This is a genomic window from Methylobacterium aerolatum (assembly GCF_022179085.1).
Lineage (GTDB): Bacteria > Pseudomonadota > Alphaproteobacteria > Rhizobiales > Beijerinckiaceae > Methylobacterium > Methylobacterium aerolatum.
This window is the reverse complement of sequence record NZ_BPQE01000023.1, coordinates 1-18,288: the sequence shown is the minus strand read 5'-3', so window position 1 is coordinate 18,288 and position 18,288 is coordinate 1. Positions and strand designations below refer to the sequence as shown.

Here is an 18,288-nt window from a genome sequence, read left to right as displayed (position 1 = left end):
TTACTTATTACTGTGATTGAAAAACTGATTTTTTCCGCGATATCTGCCCAAAATACCGCCTATAATATGAGCGATTACCCCGTACATTTCTGAATGATACATTCGTTCGACTGTCCAAAAGACGAGCATCTTCAGTCCATCGAAATCAATGCTTCGACAGCATCCGTCGGTCGCTCAACTTGGCCGTCGGCCAGCCGCATCGCGAAACCTTCCCCCGGGCCGACTTCCAGAAGCCCTTGTGCGCCCACCCGGAGCCGCCGCGCGCCGGGCGATCGCGCACGGCTCGGCGAATCACGCGACGTACGAGCAGGGGTGATTCGCGGCGGGTTTTCTGGTCGCGGCCCATCGGGGCAGCTACCCTCGTCGATGGAGCGCAGGCCCTCATGGCGAGCGCGAGTGTAACCAACCCAGCGACGCGCTTTGCTCGGAGCATCCCGCTGTCTTTGATTGCTTCGCTTCGTTCGCAACGACGGAACGGCGCGTGCCAACTCGGTCGGCTCCGGCGTTCAGGTGCGGGATCGAGCGGTGCGTTGATTCGCCGGCGACGATGCAGCGTTTCCGTTCTCCGCTCCCGCCGGTTGCCCCTCGGACACGGGCGTGGCCCTGCCCGGCGCGATGCCTGGAATGTGAACCCGCCCCAGAGCCCGAACGACGAAAAACCCCGCTCGGCCGGGGCCGGGCGGGGCGCGAATGGAAGATGGAACGGTGAGGCGGATCAGACCGCCATGCGCTCCTCGCCGTCCATCGGCTCGCGCAGCACGTAGCCGCGGCCCCAGACGGTCTCGATATAGTTCTTGCCCTGGCTCGCATTGGCAAGCTTCTTGCGCAGCTTGCAGATGAAGACGTCGATGATCTTCAGCTCGGGCTCGTCCATGCCGCCGTAGAGATGGTTCAGGAACATCTCCTTGGTCAGCGTCGTGCCCTTCCGCAGGCTGAGGAGTTCCAGCATCTGGTACTCCTTGCCCGTGAGATGGACGCGGGCGCCGGACACCTCGACGGTCTTCTGATCGAGGTTCACGATCAGGTCGCCCGTGGTGATGACCGACTGCGCGTGGCCCTTCGAGCGGCGGACGATGGCGTGGATGCGCGCCACCAGCTCGTCCTTGTGGAAGGGCTTGGTGAGGTAGTCGTCGGCGCCGAAGCCGAGGCCCTTCACCTTATCCTCGATGCCGGCGAGACCCGAGAGGATCAGGATCGGCGTCTTCACCTTCGCGACGCGCAGGTTGCGCAGCACTTCGTAGCCCGACATGTCGGGCAGGTTCAGGTCGAGGAGAATGATGTCGTAGTCGTAGAGCTTGCCGAGGTCGATTCCTTCCTCGCCCAAGTCGGTCGTGTACGTGTTGAAATTCTCGGACTTCAGCATCAACTCGATGCTCTGCGCCGTGGCGCTATCGTCCTCGATCAGAAGTACCCGCATCGTCGGTCCCCAGCCCCGCCGGCCGTATCAGTGCGCGCACACGTCCCCGTCGACAGCCTGCCACCGGCCTGTGGACAGGCGCCCCACCGCTCTTGACGTGAAACGCTATGAGTTAATCGTTAACAAAACCTGATTCCCGCCCGCAAGCGCTTACTTTAGCGATCCGCCAGCTCGGCCGGAGATTTCACCCCCGCCCTCGCCGGCCGGACGTCGAAACGTCCTTGCCATCGCCATCGGTTTCGCCCGCGACCTGTCCTAAGTACTTCGGCTCAAACGATCCGGGTCCGGGTCGTGGCTCGGGCGCCACACCTTCGCGGCTTCGCGAAGGACGGGGCCACCCGACGATCCGGCTCCGGGCCGCTACAAGCCCGATGACCGCAGTGTTAATGAGGCGGGTAAACGAACCGTTGAGGGCGAGCGCGTTGGCACACGACCCAGCAAGGTCTGACACGCGGCTCGCGGCCGCCTTGAGCGCGCTCGATCAGGTCGAGTCCCTTCAAACCTACGGCCGCGTGGTGGCGATCCGCGGCCTCCTCGTCGAGGTCGCCGGTCCGGTGGCGGCCATGCGGCTCGGCGGGCGCCTCGACATCGAGGGCGCGGGTGGCCAAGGCACCATCCCTTGCGAGATCATCGGCTTCCAGGGCGACCGCGCCCTCGCCATGCCCTTCGGCTCCCTCGAAGGGGTACGACGCGGCTGCCCCGCCTTCGTGCGGGACGAGGCCGCCGGAGCGATCCGCCCCTCGGGCGCGTGGCTCGGCCGGGTGATCGACGCCCTCGGGCGACCGATCGACGGGCTCGGCCCCCTGCCGCAGGGGCCGTCCATCTATCCCCTCCGAGCCGATCCGCCCCCCGCCCACGCCCGGCAGCGGGTCGGCCCGCCCCTCGATCTGGGCGTGCGCTGCATCAACACCTTTCTCACCATGTGCGCCGGGCAGAGAATGGGAATCTTCGCGGGCAGCGGGGTCGGCAAGTCGGTGCTGCTCTCCATGCTGGCCCGCTACACGGCGGCGGACGTGGCGGTGATCGGCCTCGTGGGCGAGCGCGGGCGCGAGGTGCAGGAGTTCTTGCAGGACGACCTCGGCGCGGCAGGCCTCGCCCGTTCGGTCGTCGTGGTCGCCACCTCGGACGAGCCGGCGCTGATGCGGCGCAACGCGGCCTACGTCACCCTGTCCGTGGCGGAGCACTTCCGCGATCAGGGGGCACGGGTGCTGTGCATGATCGATTCGATCACCCGTTTCGCCATGGCGCAGCGCGACATCGGCCTCGCCGCCGGAGAGCCGCCGACGGCCAAGGGCTACACCCCCACCGTCTTCTCCGAATTGCCGCGCCTGCTGGAGCGCGCCGGGCCGGGCACCGGCGCGGGGACGATCTCGGCCCTGTTCACCGTGCTGGTCGAGGGAGACGACCACAACGAGCCGGTGGCCGACGCGGTGCGCGGCATCCTCGACGGCCACATCGTGATGGAGCGGGCCATCGCCGAGCGCGGCCGGTATCCGGCGATCAACGTCCTCCGCTCGGTCTCGCGGACGATGCCCCGCTCCTGCGATCCCGCCTACCTGCCGGTCGTCCGCCGCGCCCGCCGGATCCTCTCGACCTATGCCGACATGGAGGAACTGATCCGGCTCGGCGCCTACCGCGCCGGGTCGTCGCAGGAGGTGGACGAGGCCGTCGCGCTCATCCCAAGTCTTGAGGCTTTTCTGGGGCAAAGTAAGGAAGAAGCAACGTCCATCGGCGATGGTTACAGCCGTCTCGCTGAGATTGTCGGCGGGGCTTGAGATCGACGCGCCTCGGGTCACCATCGCCGGCGCGCACCGCGTGGAGTGAGCGTATCCCCATGAAGTCGCGTGACACGCTGATCCGCCTGCGCCGCTTTCAGGTCGACGAGAAGCGCCGCCGCGTGACGCAGATCGAGATGATGATGGCGGACTTCAACCGCATGGCGACGGAACTCGACCGTGAGGTCGCCACCGAGGAAGCCCGCGCCGGCATCACCGACGTTGCGCATTTCGCCTACCCGACCTATGCCCGCGCCGCCGCCACCCGGCGGGACAACATGCGCCAGTCCGCCCAGGCCCTGGAGGGCCAATTGGCCGAAGCCAAGGCGGAGCTGGGCGAGGCGTTCGAGGAACTGAAGAAGGTCGAGATCCTCGACGACCGCGAGCGGAGCGCCGAGCGCGCCGCAGAGGCGGCCCGCGACCAGGCGGCGATGGACGCCGTCGGGCTGGCCCGCGCCCGGGCCTGATTTCCTCCGCGCCGGATCGGAAGGGGGGACGGCGCAGGCGCCCTCCCCCCGGCCGGCCATGACCCGCGGAGGCCGCAGCGGCCTTCGGCACGAAACTGTCACGATCGAATGACATGCCGTCGCGCGACCGGCTTCGGACGCCGGGTTGCGGCGCGCCGCCGGTTGGCGCATCAGGGGGCTCTCCCGAGGCGTCGATCTCAATGAAGAAGCTCAGCGAGTTTATCTGGCCCCTGATCGGCCTCGCCGCCGTCGTTGTGTCGGGGTACTTCCTCTATCAAGAGCTGAAGACGACCTCGATCGACGCGATCGGCCAAGCGATCCTGGCGATCCCGCCGCACCGGATCCTGCTGGCCGCCCTCTCCACGCTCGTCGCCTACGCGGCGCTGGCTTGGTACGACCGGATCGCGCTGCTGCACCTGGGCGTGCGCCACATCTCGTGGCTGTTCGTTTCCCTGTGCTCCTTCACCACCTATGCGCTGTCACACAACATCGGCGCCTCGGTGTTTTCGGGCGCCCTGGTGCGCTACCGGGCCTACACCGCCAAGGGGCTCACGGCGGCCCAGGTGGCCGTGCTGGTGGCCCTCTGCTCGTTCACGTTCTTTCTCGGCACCGTGCTCCTCGGGGGCTTCTGCCTCGTCTACGATCCGGAGTTGCTGACCCGGCTCGACGGAAAGCTGCCGGGCTTCCTCACGGATCCGAAGACAGCGTTGGTCGTGGGCGCCGGCATGCTCGGCTTCGTCGCGCTTTACGTGGCGGGCTCCGTCCTGAAGCTGCGGCCGCTCCATATCCGCAAGTTCAAGCTGGAATATCCCCGGCCCGGCATCATGCTGCGGCAGCTGGCGGCGGCGCCGCTGGAATTGCTCGGCGCCGCCGGCATCATCTACTTTGCCCTGCCGGACGCGATGAACCCCGGCTTCATCCCGGTGCTGGCGATCTTCCTGGCTTCGTTCTCGGTGGCGCTGGCGTCGCACGCGCCGGGCGGCCTCGGCGTGTTCGAGATCGTGTTCATCACCGCCATGAACATCGCGGACGCGGCCCAGAAGGACGCGATCATCGCGGCGGTGATCGTGTTCCGCATCTTCTATTTCTGGCTCCCGGCCCTGGTCTCCATCGTCGTCGTCGTGGTCTTCGAGAGGGCACGCCTCGCCTCCGCCATCGGCACAGCTGCCCATCCCCGGCCCCCGGCTTCGGTGCCCGAGTCACCGGTCCGGGTCCCCGGACTCGACCCGCACGAGTTGGAGCGGGAATTGAAGCAAAAGGCCCTCTGAGCGACGGCCGGGCACGCGATTAGCGTGCGCGTCGGTCGCTGACCGCGAGGGCGGGGGAGAGCGTCGGACGCCCCCTCACCCGCGCGGGCGGCGGCGTTGCCGTTCCGGTCGGCGCCATCAAATTTCCAGGCCGGACAGCCGACGGGCCGTTCCGGTTTGGCCGGCGCAGCCAAGCATGCGAGGCAGTCTCAAGCGCCCAAGAACGGCTCGCTGCCACGGGTTGCTTCGCGACGCTCGTGAAGACGGCGCAGAGGAAGCACCTCACGCATCGCAGGACAGGCGCGTGAGACGCGCAGCCAGCATCGCCCTGCTCGGCTGCGCTCGCGGCAACGAACCGGCCGACGATGATCGGAATGTGGGCAACGTCGCGGTGGTGGCATGCCGACACCGGCAAACCCTATCCGCTCGCTAAATGAAAACGCTGGAGTCGATCCGGGGCACGCCGAGCGGATCGGGAAGTGGTGCCGGAGGAGGGATTTGAACCCCCGACCTTCGCTTTACGAAAGCGCTGCTCTACCACTGAGCTACACCGGCAACCGCTCCGGGCCGTGACGGCCCTGAGCGCCGGACGCTCTTAGCCGTCCGCCCCGGCCAAAGCAAGACCGCTCCGGCCTTTCAGCCCGCCGCCAGTTCGTCGTCGAGAAAGGCTTTGACCGCGGCCCGGTCGATGCCGGGCGCGATGAAGCTCTGGCCGATCCCCCGGGCGAGGATGAAGGTCAGCGCGCCGTCGCGGACCTTCTTGTCCTGCGCCATGGCGTCGAGCAGGCTGTCGGCGTCGCCCGCGCCGCCCGGCACCTGTTGCAGGCGGGTCGGCAGGCCGGCGAGGGCGAGATGGTTGGCGACGCGCCCCGCATCCTGGCCGCCGCACAGACCGAGGCGGGCCGAGAAGCGGAAGGCAAGGGCCAAGCCGATGGCCACGCCCTCGCCGTGGACCAGCCGCGCGGAGTCGTACCCCGTGATCCGCTCCAGGGCATGGCCGAAGGTGTGGCCCAGGTTGAGCAGGGCGCGCTCGCCGTCCTCGCGCTCGTCGCGGGTGACGACGCCGGCCTTGGCCCGGCAGCAGGCGGCGACCGCCTCGTCCCGCTCCGGCCCGCCGGAGAAGATGCCTTGCCAATGGGCCTCGCACCACGCGAAGAACGCCTCGTCGCCGATCAGCCCGTACTTTGCGACCTCCGCGTAGCCGGCGCGCATCTCCCGCTCCGAGAGCGTGTCGAGGCTCGCGGTGTCGGCCAGCACGAGCCGGGGCTGATGGAAGGCGCCGATCAGGTTCTTGCCGAGGGGCGAATTGATGCCGGTCTTGCCGCCGACCGAGGAATCCACCTGCGCGAGGAGGCTCGTCGGCACCTGGACGAAGCGCACGCCCCGGCGAAGGCTCGCGGCGGCGAAGCCGGCGAGGTCCCCCACCACGCCGCCGCCCAGGGCGACGACCACGTCGTTGCGCTCGATCTTCAGGGCGAGGAGGCCGTCGCAGACCTCCGCGAAGCGCCCGTAGGATTTCGAGGCCTCCCCCGGCGGTACTGTGACGATTCCGGCGCGCAGGCCCGCCCCCTCCAGGCTCGTCCGCAGGGCCTCGGCATAGAGCGGGGCGACGTTCGTGTCGGTGACGATGCCCGCCGCCCGAGCCCCGAGGGCTGCGATGCGCGGCCCGGCGGAGGCGACGAGGCCGCGGCCGATCAGGATGTCGTAGTCGCGCCCGCCGTCGAGATCGACATGCACGGAAAGGGGGTCGGTCGCCACGATCGCGCTCACTGGGCCGCCAGGGCAGGCGGCGGTTCGAGGAAGGAGACGAGGGCCTCCATGACGTCCTCCACGACCCGATCCTGCGAGACGTCACGGGACATGACGACGATGTCGGCCTCCGCGTAGACGGGGTGGCGGACCTCCATCAGGGCGCGCATCGTCGCCTCGGGATCCTCGGTCTGCAGGAGGGGGCGGTTCCCCCGCTTGCGAACCCGGCGCATCAGCACGTCGAGGTCTGCCTTCAGCCAGACCGAGATGCCCCGCTCGCGGATGTGCTCGCGCGTCGCGGGCCGAAGATAGGCGCCGCCGCCCGTCGCCAGGACCAGGGGCCCGGCCCGCAGCAAACGGGTGATGACCCGCTCCTCGCCGTCGCGAAAACTCGGCTCACCGTAGATGGCGAAGATATCGGGGATGGTGAGGCCGGCAGCGGCCTCGATCTCGTTGTCGGCGTCCTTGAACAGCAGGCCGAGGCGCGTCGCGAGACGCCGCCCCACGGTGCTCTTGCCCGCGCCCATCAAACCGACGAGCACGATCGAGCGGAGCCCGAGGACCCGCCTCAGCCGCGCTTCGATGGGCTCGCTGCCCTGTCCGCCATCCATCGAGTCCGACACACACACCAACACAACACAAGAGTGATCCCCCGGCCACCGCGTCCGGCCGGGCGGGACGGGATGCGCCCCCTCGCCCGAAGGCTGTTCCACGATCCCCGCATCGTGGAAAGCCCCGGGCAGCGGACGCCGGTTCCGGCGCCGCCGCGAAGGGGGGCGCCATCCCCCGCCAATGCTCCGGCTCTTAGCGCGAAATGCGCGTCCCGTGAAACGCGGCGATCCCCCGCCCGCTGTGGCTCCGCCGGCCTTGTCAGCGCCTTCATCGCGTGGTGCAAACCGGCTGTGCGTCGCGGCCCGGGCCGGCCGCAACGCCGGCTTCCCTTCAGTGCCGTCCACCCGAGGATCGACCACGTGCCGACCCTTTTTCGTTTCTTCGCCACCATCGCGATCCTGGCGGGTCTCGGCTTCGCGGCGATGTTCGCGCTGGCGACCTTCGTCACGCCGACCCCGCGGGAGATGACCGTCTCGATCCCCGCCTCCAAGCTCCAGCCGGGCAAGTGAGCGGCACCGCCCTCACGCTTGCGCCGGAGGTCGGCGACTACCTCGACATGCTGGCCGCCGAGCGGGGCGCGGGGGCCAACACCCTCGATGCCTATCGCCGCGATCTCACGGACTATCTCGCCTATCTCCATGGACGGGGCATTGCCCTGGAGGATGCCGATACCAAGGCCCTGCGCGGCTTCGTCGCCGAACTGGAGACGCGGGGCTTCGCGCCGGCCACCGCCGCGCGGCGGCTCTCCTGCATCCGGGGTTTCCACAAATTCCTGTATGCCGAGGGCGTGGCGAAGGCCGATCCGGGCGCACCCGTCTCCGGTCCGCGCCGGGGCCGCCCCTTGCCGAAGGTGCTCTCGATCGCCGAGGTGGACCGGCTCCTTGCCAGGGCCCACAGTTTGGCCGACGACGGGGCCCAGAACTCGGTTCAGACCTCAGCCCCGAACCCGGCGCAGGACGCGACGACCCGTGCCGACCATGCGACGGGTCCCGTCCGGCGCGCCCGCCGGATGGCCTGCCTCCTCGAACTCCTCTACGCGACCGGGCTTCGTGTTTCCGAACTCGTCGCCCTTCCCCGCTCGGCCGCCAGTTCCGGCGCCCGCGTCCTCCTGGTGAAGGGCAAGGGCGGCCGCGAGCGGCTCATCCCCCTCACCGAGGCGGCCTGCGCGGCGATGGTCGCGCATCTGCCGTCCGTGCCCGAGGACAGCCCGTGGCTGTTCCCGGCCGACAGCGAGAGCGGGCACATCACCCGCCAAGCCTTCGCCCGCGACCTCAAGGATGCGGCCACGGCGGCGGGCCTGCGCGCCGACAAGGTGAGCCCGCACGTGCTGCGCCACGCCTTCGCGAGCCACCTGCTCCACAACGGCGCCGATCTGCGCATCGTGCAGGAGTTGCTCGGCCACGCCGACATTTCGACGACGCAGATTTATACACACGTTCTGGACGACCGGCTGAAGGCGATGGTCCGAGACCTGCATCCGTTGATGGACCGGCCGGGAGAGACGACCTAGTGAATCGATCCAGTCGGAGGCGTCAGCCGAGACTGGAAAAATTGATGCAAAAACAATCAGCTAGTGCAGACACGCATGAACGGAGTGAGCGTGTCACGGCACGAGCGTGTTCTCCGGGCCGGTCCGCCCGGCCTTTCACCCGAAGTCTCGGTCGCACCGCGTGGTCCCAGGGCGAACCTTAGTCCGCGATGGGTTCCGGGCAGTGCATCAGTTGTATTCATTGTACGCCACCCGCTTAGTGTCTAAGGATGGCCGCGGGGGATTAAAACGTCGGGCTGGACGGGCGGTTGACGGATTTCGGCCCATCGACGCGAGCGCGGCGTTCGGCGGATGGAAGACGAGGCGGCGGCCCAGGTCACCCCGGATCGCACGGCGATGACGGGGGCGGGCGGACGCCGACGGGCGGGTGCGACGGTCGGCCCGGCAGGTTCGAGAGGATGACTGAAATGTCGGGGGCTTCCCCATTGCGCACAGGCGCTTCGTCGGTCGAGTCCGCCGCGACGGCGGCCCCGGAGACGGCCGGCGCCCTCGCCGAGTCACAGCGGCTCGACAACCAGCTCTGCTTCGCCGTATACGCGGCGGCCCACGCCTTCGGCCGGGCCTATCGCAGCCTGCTCGGGCGCTACGAGCTGACCTACCCGCAGTACCTCGTGCTGATGGTTCTGTGGGAGGAGGACGGGCTCACCGTGAAGGAGATCGGCGAGCGGCTGTTCCTCGATTCGGGAACGCTGACCCCGCTGCTCAAGCGTCTGGAAGCCTCGGGGCGGGTGCGCCGGGCGCGGGACCGGCCGGACGAGCGGCAGGTGAGCATCTTCCTGACGGAGGGGGGCGAGGCGCTGCGCGGCGTCCTGTCCTGCATCCCCGACGAGGCGGGCGGGATGACCGGGCTCGATCCCGAGAAGCGCAAGACCGTCCTCGACGACCTCGTTACGATGCGGCAGAGCCTGCGGGACAAGAGCGCGGTCTGAATGGTCTCGCGCCGGACCCCGAGGGAGCCCGGCGCGGAAGGGTGTGCCCGGTCGCGACCGGGCACGGGTCCGGTCCTTAGGACTGGGTCTTGAGGTAGGCGATCACGTCGTTGATCTTCTTGTCGTCCGTGTAGCCCTGGAAGATCATCTTCGTGCCGGGCACCTTCGTCTTCGGGTTCTTCAGCCACTCATGCAGATTGGCCTCGTCCCAGGTGATGCCCGAGTTCTTGAGGGCGGCGGAGTAGCTGTAGCCCTCGTAGGTTCCCGCCTTGCGGCCGACGACGCCCTTCAGATCCGGCCCGACGCCGTTCTTCTGGAAGTTGTGGCAGGCCTTGCACGGGGCGAACGCCTTCTCACCGGCAGCCGCGTCGCCGGCATCCTGGGCGTGAGCCGACAGGGGAATCAAAGCGGCGAAGAGAGCGCCGAGAACGAGTTGACGCATGAATTTCCTCCTAGTTGCGGCGTGAGCCGGCGCGCCGGCGTTCAAACCTGCGCACTAGAACAGGTCTAAGCTGATTACGCCAAGCTGCGCAACAAACGCATCATTGCGTCTCCCGGTTTCTTTTTCCATCGAACCACTTGACGGAAAGCAGCGCGCGGCAATGCGCCAGGGCATGGTCGCGCCTTCCGTGATAGGACGAATCCATGCCACGCTGGTTGTTTCTCCTCTTCAGCTTCGCCCTCGGACTCTCGGTCCTGGGGAGCCTGCTGATCGTCTTCTACAGTCCCAATTCCCTGCCGCCGGCGACCAACCAGCCGCGGCCGACCTCCCGATAATGTGAAGCGCGCGACCCGGACCGCTCCGACTGCGATCCCTCCTAAAGCCGCCACAGGTCCACGCCGGCGGGCGTGGCCGACCGGTCGAGCAGGCCGGTGACGTCGAGGACATCCCCTCGGCCGTCGGCGAGCAGCGGCAGGATCGCGCCCCATCCCCCGTCGCGGAAGACCCGGTGCGGCACCGCGAGGATCACCGCGTCGGCGGGGGCGAGCCCGGAGAGCGGCGTGAGCGCGACCCCGTGTTCGTGCCGCACCGCGTCGGCATCGGCCATCGGGTCGGCCGCCTGCACGGCGATGCCGTAGGCCGAGAGGGCACGCACGATGTCGGCGGCGCGGCTGTTGCGGATGTCCGGGATGTCCTCCTTGAAGGTCACGCCGAGCACGGTGACCGTGGGCCGGGATCTGCCCCGGGGGAGGAGGCGGCGGATGCAGGTCTCCACGACGTGGTCGGCCATTCCGTCGTTGATCCGGCGCCCGGCCAGGACGAGCTCGGGATGGTGCCCGGCCTCCTGAGCCCGGTGGGTGAGGTAGTAAGGATCGACGCCGATGCAGTGCCCCCCGACGAGGCCGGGCCGGAAGGGCAGGAAGTTCCACTTGGTTCGCGCGGCCGCGAGCACGTCGCCCGTATCCAGCCCGATTTTCGCGAAGATCAGCGCGAACTCGTTCATCAGGGCGATATTCACGTCCCGCTGGACGTTCTCGATCACCTTCGCGGCCTCGGCCACGCGGATCGACGGCGCGCGATGCACCCCGGCGCCGGCGATAGCACCGTAGGTGCGCGCGACGACCTCAAGGCTGTCCGCATCGCAGGCCGACACGACCTTCACCACGGTGTCGAGGCGGTGCGCCCGGTCGCCGGGATTGATCCGCTCCGGCGAGTAGCCGAAGGCGAAGTCGCACCCCGCCCGCAACCCGGAGGCCGCTTCGAGGATCGGCACGCAGACCTCTTCGGTGGCGCCGGGATAGACGGTCGATTCGAACACCACGACGGCGCCCGGTGCCAGGGCGCCGCCGACGATCCGGGAGGCCGCCTCCAGCGCCCGCAGATCCGGGGTGCGCGCCGCCGTGATCGGCGTCGGCACGGTGACAACGAAGAAGTCCCGCCCCCGCAGGGACCCGGGATCGTCGCAGGCCCGGAAGCGCGCGAGGCCGGTCAGCTCCTCCGGTGGGACCTCTCCCGTGCGGTCGCGCCCGGCGGCGATCTCGGCGACCCGGGCAGCATCGATGTCGAAGCCCACCGTATCGAAGCCCGCCCGCGCGAAGGCCACCGCGACGGGCAGGCCGACATAGCCGAGCCCGATCACCGCGATCCTGCGATCACCCGCCATCCGACACCCTCACCCGGCCTTCCGCGACGGGCCACCGGAGCGGTGCCCCGGGGCTCCCGTCAAGCGCGATGGTAGGCCCGGTACCAGTCCACGAAGCGTCCGATGCCGTCCGCGAGGGAGGTGCGCGGGCTGAAGCCGACATCGCGGGCGAGGTCGGCCACGTCGGCGAAAGTCTCGGGCACGTCGCCGGGCTGCATCGGCAGGATGTTCTTCTCCGCCCTGCGGCCGAGCTTCTCCTCCAGGATCGCGACCATCTCCGTCAGTTCCACGGGCTCGGAATTGCCGATGTTGTAGAGGCGGTACGGCGCGCTGCTGGTGCCGGGGTCCGGCGCATCGCCGCTCCAAGCCGGATCCGCCGCCGCCGGACGGTCGATCAGGCGGCCGATCGCCTCCACCACGTCGTCCACGTAGGTGAAGTCCCGCCGCATCCGTCCGCCGTTGAAGACGTCGATCGGCTCACCCGCCAGGATGGCGCGGGTGAAGAGCCACAGGGCCATATCGGGCCGCCCCCAGGGGCCGTAGACCGTGAAGAATCGCAGGCCCGTCGTCGGCAGGCGGTAGAGGTGGCTGTAGCTGTGGGCCATCAGCTCGTTCGCCTTCTTGGTGGCCGCGTAGAGGCTCACCGGATGATCGACGTTCTGATGGATCGAGAAGGGCTTGGCCGTCACCGCGCCGTAGACCGAGCTCGACGAGGCATAGATCAGGTGCCCGACGCCGTGGCGGCGGCAGCCTTCAAGGACGTGGAGGAAGCCCGTGAGGTTGCTCGCGGCGTAGGCCTGCGGATCGGTGATCGAGTAGCGCACGCCCGCCTGGGCCGCGAGGTGGACGACGCAGGCGAACCGGCCCTCCCGGAACACCGCGTCGAGGGCCGGACCGTCGCAGAGGTCGATGCGATGGAAGGCGTAGCCGGGACCGCCGAGCTGCGCGAGCCGCGCCTCCTTCAGGGCCGGGTCGTAATAGGCGTTGACGTTGTCCAGCCCGGTCACCGCGCGTCCCTCGCGCAACAACCGCTGCGCGACGTGGAAGCCGATGAAACCGGCGGCGCCCGTGACGAGGATGCGGGGAGCGGTCATCGGGGCCGGATCGTGCCTGTCTGTCCCTGGATCCGAGCGACGTAGCACGGGCGCGCCGGGTCCTTCAAAGGCGGAGCCGCGGTCCCGTGGACGGATCGTTACCGCAAGTTGTAGCCTCGGCCTGTGGCCACGCAGCCCAACCCCCTGCCCGACTCCCTGACCCGCCTGCTTCGCGATCCGGCGGCCCGGTCCTTCGCGTCGACGCCTGGCGACCTGCGCCGCGGAGAGACGCCCGCGCCGCCCCCGCGGGATCGCCTCGACACGCTGGTGGTGAGGGGGGTCGCCGTCGCGGCCTCCGCCCTCGTCTGGTGTGGCATCCTCTGGTTGATGCTCCGCCACCTCGCGCCCTGAGGCGATCCAGCGCCGACCGGGCGATCACGGTTGCGCGAGTCGAACCTTTGCGGGCGCCGTTCGTTGATTTCGCTCGACGTGGCCCCTGCCCCCTGCGACCGGGGCAGCCTACATTTTCAAGTTGTGCATCGACCGAATCACGGAGACATGCGCGATGTCCGATCCCCTGGGCGCCACGGCGTCGCTCCCGCCGCACTGGCTCGCCGCCGCCCGCGACCGTGCCACGGAACTCGGTTTCGGGCCGGACCTCGCCGCCCTCGGGGACGCGCCCTGGGAGGTGGTGTGTCAAGCCGTCGAGTTGACGGTGGCCGACGATCGGCCGATCCCGCCGGACTGGCGGGCCGCGTTGGCTCGCCAAGCCGGGCGGACTTCGTCCACCGACCTGCGCCAAGACAGGGCCGACGCGCGGCTGGCGGAGGTGGGAGAGGTCTTCGCCGTGGACGATGACGCCTGAGTGACACACGTATCCCCTCCCGAGACGCCGGATCCCGACAGAGCCGCGATGCACAATTCCGAACGCCGCGCCCCGGTCGTCGCCCTGCGCACCTTCCCGATCCCCGCCGAAGCGCCCGCCCTGGACGACCTCGCCCGGCGGAGGCTGGGGCAGGAGTTGCGCGCGATGTACGATCCCGTCATCGACGAAGCGCTCGATCCGCGCCTCGCCGAATTGCTTCAGCAACTGGAAACCGACCGGAGCGGCTCCGGCCGCTGAAGCAAAGGCGCGGTCTTATCTCAACCCAATAGTGAGTTTTTCCGGTTACGAGCGTCCCGCGGCCGCCGCACCTTTCGGCTGCGGAAGGGCTCACCATGCGGCTCAGCGTCGTCATCTGCACCTATGAGCGTCCCGGCCTCCTGGCTGCGCTCCTCGGATCGCTCCTCGCCCAGGACGCCCCCCGCGACGCGGTGGAGATCGTCGTGGTGGACAACAGCGACGGCGGCTCGGCGCGGAGCGTCGTCGAGGGCCTCGGCGCCGGAGCGGCCCTGCCCCTGCGCTACGTCACCGCCCACCCCGCCAACATCTCCGTCGCCCGCAACGTCGGGGTCCGGGAGAGCCGGGGAGAGGCCGTCGCCTTCCTCGACGACGACCAGGAGGCCGAGCCGGGCTGGATCGCCGCGATCCTCGACGGGCTCGCCCGCTTGCCCCACGACGTGTTCTTCGGACCGATCGCGCCGCGCTTCGAGGCGCCGGAGGCGGTCACCCCCGCCGCCCGCCTGCTGTTCACCCGCGCGTCGGACGCGCCGGCCGGTCACGACCTGTTCGCTCCCAGGCGCCCGGCGGCGCAGGGCTTCGTGCTGTCCACCGCAAACAGCATCTTCCGCCGCCGGACCGCCCTGCCCGGCCCGGAGCCCTTCAATCCCGATTTCGGGGAATGCGGCGGCGAGGACCTGCACCTCCTCTGCCGGCTCGCCCGGGAGGGGCGCCGGTTCGGCTGGCTTCCCGCCGCCCGCGCCACGGATTTCGTGCCCCGGCACCGCTGCGGCACCGGCTACCTCGTCCGCCGCCACTTCGCCGGCGGCCAAGCCTACGCCGCCGCCCTGATCCGCACCAGTGCCTCACCCCGGTGGGAGGGCGCGATGATGGCGGCGAAAGCCCTGGTCCAGATCGGCCTGCTGCCCCTCACCGCGCTGGCGATGCTGCGGCGGGAGGCGCCCGCCCGCAGCATCGCGATCCGCGTCGCGGGCATCGCCGGCAAGCTGTGCTGGCGAAGCCTCTATCCCCTCTACAGGGCCGAGGCGACCCACATCCGCTCGACCTGAGACCGTGTTCGCCAGTCGGTTCGACGCGAACTCAGTGCTGTCTCGCTCTCCGGCCGCGGTTGCGCGGATGATCCTGATCGCCGACACAATATTAACGCTGGATAGCATTAAAGAACGCCCGCCGGGATAGACTTTAACCCTCCGCAACCGGCGGCGCGTTACGGCACGAGAGCGTTCCGACGCGTGCCGACCGCGGAGTGTTACGCCGGGATCACCCGGCCCCCGGCCTCCGGGCCGGCGCGGAACCTGAGGTTATCGGGGACAGCCGATCGATGCAGTTGGTCGAACGCGACAACCGGAGCCGGGGCGGTTCGGAGTTCCAGCGCGCCGAACACGACGAGTGGGACGCCTTCCGCCTGGAGATCCGGGAGGCGCTGGCCTCCCTGCGCCGCCACTGGGTCTTGATCCTGATGGCCGTCGTCGCAGCCGTCGCCGTCGCGGTGCCTGTGGTCGCCACGCGCACGCCAACCTATGTGGGCGCCGCCCAGATCCTCCTCGACCCGCGGGGCCTGAACGTCGTCAGCAACGAGATCGTGCCGCAGCCGCCGTCCTCCGACGTGAACGACGCGGTGATCGAGACGCAGACCCGCTTCCTCCACTTCGACACCGTCCTGCGGGAAGTGGTGGTCGCCCTCCACCTCGATGCCGATCCCGCCTTCGGCGTGAAGCGCGGCCTCGCCTCGCGCATCAAGGAGATGCTTGGCCTGGGCAGCGGCCCGACGCTCGATCCCGTCGACGTGGCGACGGCGGTGCTGGGCAAGCAGACCACCGTCCAGCGCGACGGCAAGAGCTTCGTCGTCAATCTGACGGTGAAGGCCGACGACCCCGCCAAGGCGGCCCGCATCGCCACGACCATCGGCCACGCCTTCGTGGACGATATCGAGCGCCGCCGCCGCGACGTCGTCGCCAAGGCCCGCGAGGCGATGAGCGCCACCCTGAAGGGCCAGAGCGAGCGCGTGATCGCCGCCGAGCAGACGGTGGAACAGTACAAGCGCGAGATCGGAGTCGTGGATTCGGACGGGAAGGTGCTGAACACCGCCCGCCTGAGCGAACTGAATTCGCAGCTGCTCGCCGCCCGCGCCCAGACGCGCACGCTGGCGGCGCGGGTCGCCGCTCTCGACGGGCAGGGCGCGAGCGCCCCGGAACCCGGCGCCCCCGACCCGATCGACTCGACGATGCTGTCCCAGCTCCGGCTGAACCTCGCCGAGATCCTGCGCCAGCAGGACAACCTGCGCGCCACACTCGGACCGCGCCACCCGGCCGCCCTCGAACTCGACGCGCAGGTGAAGAGCCTGCGCGCCGCCGTCACCCGCGAGTCGAACCGCATCCGGTCCTCCCTCCGCAGCGACCTCGTGGCGGCGCAGACCCGCGAGCAATCGCTCCAGAAGGACATCGCCCGCACCGAGGCCGAGACCATCAAGACGAACACGGCGCTCGTGACCCTCCGCCAGCTTGAACGCGAGGCCCTGGCCCAGCGCTCCGTCTACGAGAAGACCCTGGGCCGCGAGCGCGAGCTCCTGGAGCAGGAAAGCGTCGTCACCTCCAACGTCGCCCTCGTCAGCCCCTCGAAGCCGGATACGCAGCCCATCGATCTCCAGCCGGCGATGATCCTGGCGGCGGCGGGCCTGCTCGGTCTGATCGTCGTCGGCGGCGGCTCGACGCTGTACGACCGCCGGGGCGGCCGCCTCCACTCGGCCGAGCGCCTGACCGCCCGCACCGGGATCCCGGTGCTCGGCGTCCTGCCGCTGCCGCGCAAGGGACTGCGCGAGACCACCGAGGCCGTGCCGGTGCTGGCAGGCGCCCGCACCTCCTCCTCGGCGCGGATCCTGACCCGGCTCGCCGACTACCTCGACGAGGCCGCCGAGCACGGGCAGGTGCGCCTGCTCGTCGTCGCCGCGTCGGACGGGCCACTCTCCACCATCATCGCCCAGAACCTCGTGCTGGCCCAGGCGGCGCGGGGACGCCGCGCCCTCCTCGTGGACGGCGATACCCGCTCCGGCCGCCTCACTTGGATGATCCCGCGCGACCGCCATGCCGGCGTCGTGTCTTGCACGGTGGAGGGCTACCCGCCTTTCTGCGCCACCACGGTGAGTGAGCGCCCGCCGACGGAGACCGCCGGAGACCGGGACGAGGGCTACGATTGCGTCGTCATCGACGGCGGCGCGGGCGAGGACGAGACGCGCCTGCGGCGCGCCGCCTCGACGGCCACCGCCATCGTCCTCGTGGCAGAGAGCGGTGTCGCCACCTCGGATCGCATCGAGGAGTTGCGCGCCGCGCTCCTGTCGAGTTCGGACAAGATCGCCGGGGCGCTGTTCGTCGTGAACGGGGCGGACCCCATCGTTTCAGCCCCGGCGCGGGCGCGCCCCCTGCCGCAGCGCTTCGCCCTCGCCTCCGACAAGGAAGCCCTCGCGTGACCCCGTCATCTTCGACCGGGACGGCAGCCGGCTGGGCGGAACGCCGGTGAGCGTCGCCGTCCACCGGCTCCAGCAGACCCTCGCGGAGAAGACCTCCGGCATCCCGCGCCCGCGCCGGGAGGTCTGGTTCCTGCGCTGGATGCCCGTCGCGCTGACCCTCGCGTTCTTCGCCTACATGTACATCGGCGTGATGCCGATGAACGACGCGAGCGCCATTACCTCGGGCGACGGCAACGCCACCGAGCGGTTCGCCGTTCTCGGAATGACCGGCGTCGCCCTCATCGAGATCCTGCGCCGCCGCCGGGCGGTACTGTCCCTCGTAACCCGGGCCTGGCCGCTCTGGCTGGTGATGGGGTGGTTCTGCGCCAGCGTGACCTGGGCCGCCTTCCCGGACATCGCCCTGCGCCGGGTGATGGTAATGGTGTTCATCACTCTCATCGCGCTGGCCATCGCGGCGGGGATCGGCCCCCTGCGCCGGGTCCTCGCCCTGTCGGTCGGCCTGCTGGCGGTGGTGATCGCCGCCGACCTCGCGGTGACGGTGCTCAATCCCGGCTTCGCCTTCACCGATATCGGCGTCCGTGGCTACCACTCGCAGAAGAACGTTGCAGGGCTCGTGGCGATGATCGCGGTCGTGGTCGGCCTCGGCTGGACCCTCGACAGGCTGCGGCCGGGGCGGATGATGGTCGGCCTCGCCTTCACGGCGGCGGCCTTCGGCTTTCTGATCCTCACGAAAAGCAAGACCTCGATCATGCTGGCGGTGCTCGGGGCGCTGATGCTGCCGGGTATCCTCGTCCTGCGCCGCCTCGGTCCGGCCGCGGCCCTCGCCGTGGCCGTCCTCGGCG

At 69.6% G+C, this 18,288-nt stretch carries 18 protein-coding genes, 1 tRNA gene and 1 pseudogene; 13 read left to right on the top strand and 7 right to left on the bottom strand.

What is annotated here, in order from left to right; all coding sequences use genetic code 11:
- Nucleotides 1–715: 715 nt before the first annotated feature.
- The gene (gene ctrA / locus MFF06_RS15495) at nt 716–1,417 is read right to left on the bottom strand and encodes a response regulator transcription factor CtrA (RefSeq protein WP_238205523.1); all 702 of its coding nucleotides are present in this window, start codon (nt 1,415–1,417) and stop codon (nt 716–718) included.
- A gap of 386 nt (nt 1,418–1,803) precedes the next feature.
- Here ctrA and fliI point away from each other — a divergent pair, with 386 nt between their 5' ends.
- From fliI to MFF06_RS15480, 3 genes are all read left to right on the top strand, one after another.
- The gene (fliI, locus tag MFF06_RS15490) at nt 1,804–3,192 is read left to right on the top strand and encodes a flagellar protein export ATPase FliI (RefSeq protein WP_370876494.1); all 1,389 of its coding nucleotides are present in this window, start codon (nt 1,804–1,806) and stop codon (nt 3,190–3,192) included.
- 59 nt (nt 3,193–3,251) lie between these two features.
- The gene (gene fliJ / locus MFF06_RS15485) at nt 3,252–3,659 is read left to right on the top strand and encodes a flagellar export protein FliJ (protein ID WP_238205519.1); all 408 of its coding nucleotides are present in this window, start codon (nt 3,252–3,254) and stop codon (nt 3,657–3,659) included.
- 200 nt (nt 3,660–3,859) lie between these two features.
- Nucleotides 3,860–4,927 carry a lysylphosphatidylglycerol synthase domain-containing protein gene (locus MFF06_RS15480; protein ID WP_238205517.1) on the top strand — a complete coding sequence of 356 codons (1,068 nt, stop codon included), beginning with the start codon at nt 3,860–3,862 and terminating at the stop codon, nt 4,925–4,927.
- 459 nt (nt 4,928–5,386) lie between these two features.
- Here MFF06_RS15480 and MFF06_RS15475 read toward each other — a convergent pair.
- From MFF06_RS15475 to MFF06_RS15465, 3 genes are all read right to left on the bottom strand, one after another.
- Nucleotides 5,387–5,461, bottom strand: a tRNA-Thr gene (locus tag MFF06_RS15475).
- A gap of 81 nt (nt 5,462–5,542) precedes the next feature.
- Nucleotides 5,543–6,664, bottom strand: a complete 1,122-nt coding sequence (aroB, locus tag MFF06_RS15470) for a 3-dehydroquinate synthase (RefSeq protein WP_238205514.1) — start codon at nt 6,662–6,664, stop codon at nt 5,543–5,545.
- A gap of 8 nt (nt 6,665–6,672) precedes the next feature.
- Nucleotides 6,673–7,266 carry a shikimate kinase gene (locus MFF06_RS15465; RefSeq protein WP_238205512.1) on the bottom strand — a complete coding sequence of 198 codons (594 nt, stop codon included), beginning with the start codon at nt 7,264–7,266 and terminating at the stop codon, nt 6,673–6,675.
- 360 nt (nt 7,267–7,626) lie between these two features.
- Between MFF06_RS15465 and MFF06_RS15460 the strand changes: the two genes are divergently transcribed.
- The 3 genes from MFF06_RS15460 (at nt 7,627) to MFF06_RS15450 (ending at nt 9,745) form a co-directional block, all read left to right on the top strand.
- Complete coding sequence (locus MFF06_RS15460) at nt 7,627–7,776, top strand: histidine kinase (RefSeq protein ID WP_238205510.1); 150 nt, start codon at nt 7,627–7,629, stop codon at nt 7,774–7,776.
- Nucleotides 7,777–7,823: 47 nt separating this feature from the next.
- On the top strand, nt 7,824–8,777 hold the full coding sequence (locus tag MFF06_RS15455; RefSeq protein WP_238205838.1) for a site-specific tyrosine recombinase XerD: 954 nt from the start codon (nt 7,824–7,826) through the stop codon (nt 8,775–8,777).
- A gap of 464 nt (nt 8,778–9,241) precedes the next feature.
- The gene (locus tag MFF06_RS15450) at nt 9,242–9,745 is read left to right on the top strand and encodes a MarR family winged helix-turn-helix transcriptional regulator (RefSeq protein WP_238205508.1); all 504 of its coding nucleotides are present in this window, start codon (nt 9,242–9,244) and stop codon (nt 9,743–9,745) included.
- A gap of 76 nt (nt 9,746–9,821) precedes the next feature.
- On the opposite strand, the gene MFF06_RS15445 is transcribed toward MFF06_RS15450, so the two are convergent.
- On the bottom strand, nt 9,822–10,187 hold the full coding sequence (locus MFF06_RS15445; protein ID WP_238205506.1) for a c-type cytochrome: 366 nt from the start codon (nt 10,185–10,187) through the stop codon (nt 9,822–9,824).
- Between the two features lie 203 nt (nt 10,188–10,390).
- Here MFF06_RS15445 and MFF06_RS22685 point away from each other — a divergent pair, with 203 nt between their 5' ends.
- Nucleotides 10,391–10,522, top strand: a complete 132-nt coding sequence (locus tag MFF06_RS22685; protein WP_283207278.1) for a hypothetical protein — start codon at nt 10,391–10,393, stop codon at nt 10,520–10,522.
- A 41-nt stretch (nt 10,523–10,563) separates the two neighbouring features.
- Here the strand turns inward: MFF06_RS22685 and MFF06_RS15440 are convergent, their stop codons facing one another.
- Together MFF06_RS15440 and MFF06_RS15435 are read right to left on the bottom strand one after the other, a co-directional pair.
- Nucleotides 10,564–11,850: a nucleotide sugar dehydrogenase gene (locus MFF06_RS15440; RefSeq protein WP_238205504.1), complete on the bottom strand. Its 1,287-nt coding sequence runs from the start codon at nt 11,848–11,850 to the stop codon at nt 10,564–10,566.
- Between the two features lie 59 nt (nt 11,851–11,909).
- Nucleotides 11,910–12,923: an NAD-dependent epimerase gene (locus MFF06_RS15435; protein WP_238205502.1), complete on the bottom strand. Its 1,014-nt coding sequence runs from the start codon at nt 12,921–12,923 to the stop codon at nt 11,910–11,912.
- A gap of 123 nt (nt 12,924–13,046) precedes the next feature.
- Between MFF06_RS15435 and MFF06_RS15430 the strand changes: the two genes are divergently transcribed.
- From MFF06_RS15430 to MFF06_RS15405, 6 genes and pseudogenes are all read left to right on the top strand, one after another.
- Complete coding sequence (locus tag MFF06_RS15430) at nt 13,047–13,274, top strand: hypothetical protein (protein WP_238205500.1); 228 nt, start codon at nt 13,047–13,049, stop codon at nt 13,272–13,274.
- A gap of 154 nt (nt 13,275–13,428) precedes the next feature.
- Nucleotides 13,429–13,728, top strand: a complete 300-nt coding sequence (locus tag MFF06_RS15425; RefSeq protein ID WP_238205497.1) for a hypothetical protein — start codon at nt 13,429–13,431, stop codon at nt 13,726–13,728.
- Nucleotides 13,729–13,776: 48 nt separating this feature from the next.
- On the top strand, nt 13,777–13,986 hold the full coding sequence (locus tag MFF06_RS15420) for a hypothetical protein (RefSeq protein ID WP_238205495.1): 210 nt from the start codon (nt 13,777–13,779) through the stop codon (nt 13,984–13,986).
- Between the two features lie 95 nt (nt 13,987–14,081).
- Nucleotides 14,082–15,032: a glycosyltransferase family 2 protein gene (locus MFF06_RS15415; RefSeq protein ID WP_238205493.1), complete on the top strand. Its 951-nt coding sequence runs from the start codon at nt 14,082–14,084 to the stop codon at nt 15,030–15,032.
- Between the two features lie 272 nt (nt 15,033–15,304).
- Nucleotides 15,305–17,446: an exopolysaccharide transport family protein gene (locus tag MFF06_RS15410; protein WP_238205491.1), complete on the top strand. Its 2,142-nt coding sequence runs from the start codon at nt 15,305–15,307 to the stop codon at nt 17,444–17,446.
- Between the two features lie 46 nt (nt 17,447–17,492).
- A pseudogene (locus tag MFF06_RS15405) lies at nt 17,493–18,288 on the top strand (O-antigen ligase family protein); the annotation flags it as partial.

Coding starts and splice junctions, on each gene's coding strand:
- ctrA (WP_238205523.1), bottom strand. CDS start 1,417: ATGCGGGTACTTCTGATCGAGGACGATAGCGCCACGGCGCAGAGCATC.
- fliI (WP_370876494.1), top strand. CDS start 1,804: ATGAGGCGGGTAAACGAACCGTTGAGGGCGAGCGCGTTGGCACACGAC.
- fliJ (WP_238205519.1), top strand. CDS start 3,252: ATGAAGTCGCGTGACACGCTGATCCGCCTGCGCCGCTTTCAGGTCGAC.
- MFF06_RS15480 (WP_238205517.1), top strand. CDS start 3,860: ATGAAGAAGCTCAGCGAGTTTATCTGGCCCCTGATCGGCCTCGCCGCC.
- MFF06_RS15465 (WP_238205512.1), bottom strand. CDS start 7,266: ATGGATGGCGGACAGGGCAGCGAGCCCATCGAAGCGCGGCTGAGGCGG.
- MFF06_RS15455 (WP_238205838.1), top strand. CDS start 7,824: ATGCTGGCCGCCGAGCGGGGCGCGGGGGCCAACACCCTCGATGCCTAT.
- MFF06_RS15445 (WP_238205506.1), bottom strand. CDS start 10,187: ATGCGTCAACTCGTTCTCGGCGCTCTCTTCGCCGCTTTGATTCCCCTG.
- MFF06_RS22685 (WP_283207278.1), top strand. CDS start 10,391: ATGCCACGCTGGTTGTTTCTCCTCTTCAGCTTCGCCCTCGGACTCTCG.
- MFF06_RS15440 (WP_238205504.1), bottom strand. CDS start 11,850: ATGGCGGGTGATCGCAGGATCGCGGTGATCGGGCTCGGCTATGTCGGC.
- MFF06_RS15435 (WP_238205502.1), bottom strand. CDS start 12,923: ATGACCGCTCCCCGCATCCTCGTCACGGGCGCCGCCGGTTTCATCGGC.
- MFF06_RS15425 (WP_238205497.1), top strand. CDS start 13,429: ATGTCCGATCCCCTGGGCGCCACGGCGTCGCTCCCGCCGCACTGGCTC.
- MFF06_RS15420 (WP_238205495.1), top strand. CDS start 13,777: ATGCACAATTCCGAACGCCGCGCCCCGGTCGTCGCCCTGCGCACCTTC.
- MFF06_RS15415 (WP_238205493.1), top strand. CDS start 14,082: ATGCGGCTCAGCGTCGTCATCTGCACCTATGAGCGTCCCGGCCTCCTG.
- MFF06_RS15410 (WP_238205491.1), top strand. CDS start 15,305: ATGCAGTTGGTCGAACGCGACAACCGGAGCCGGGGCGGTTCGGAGTTC.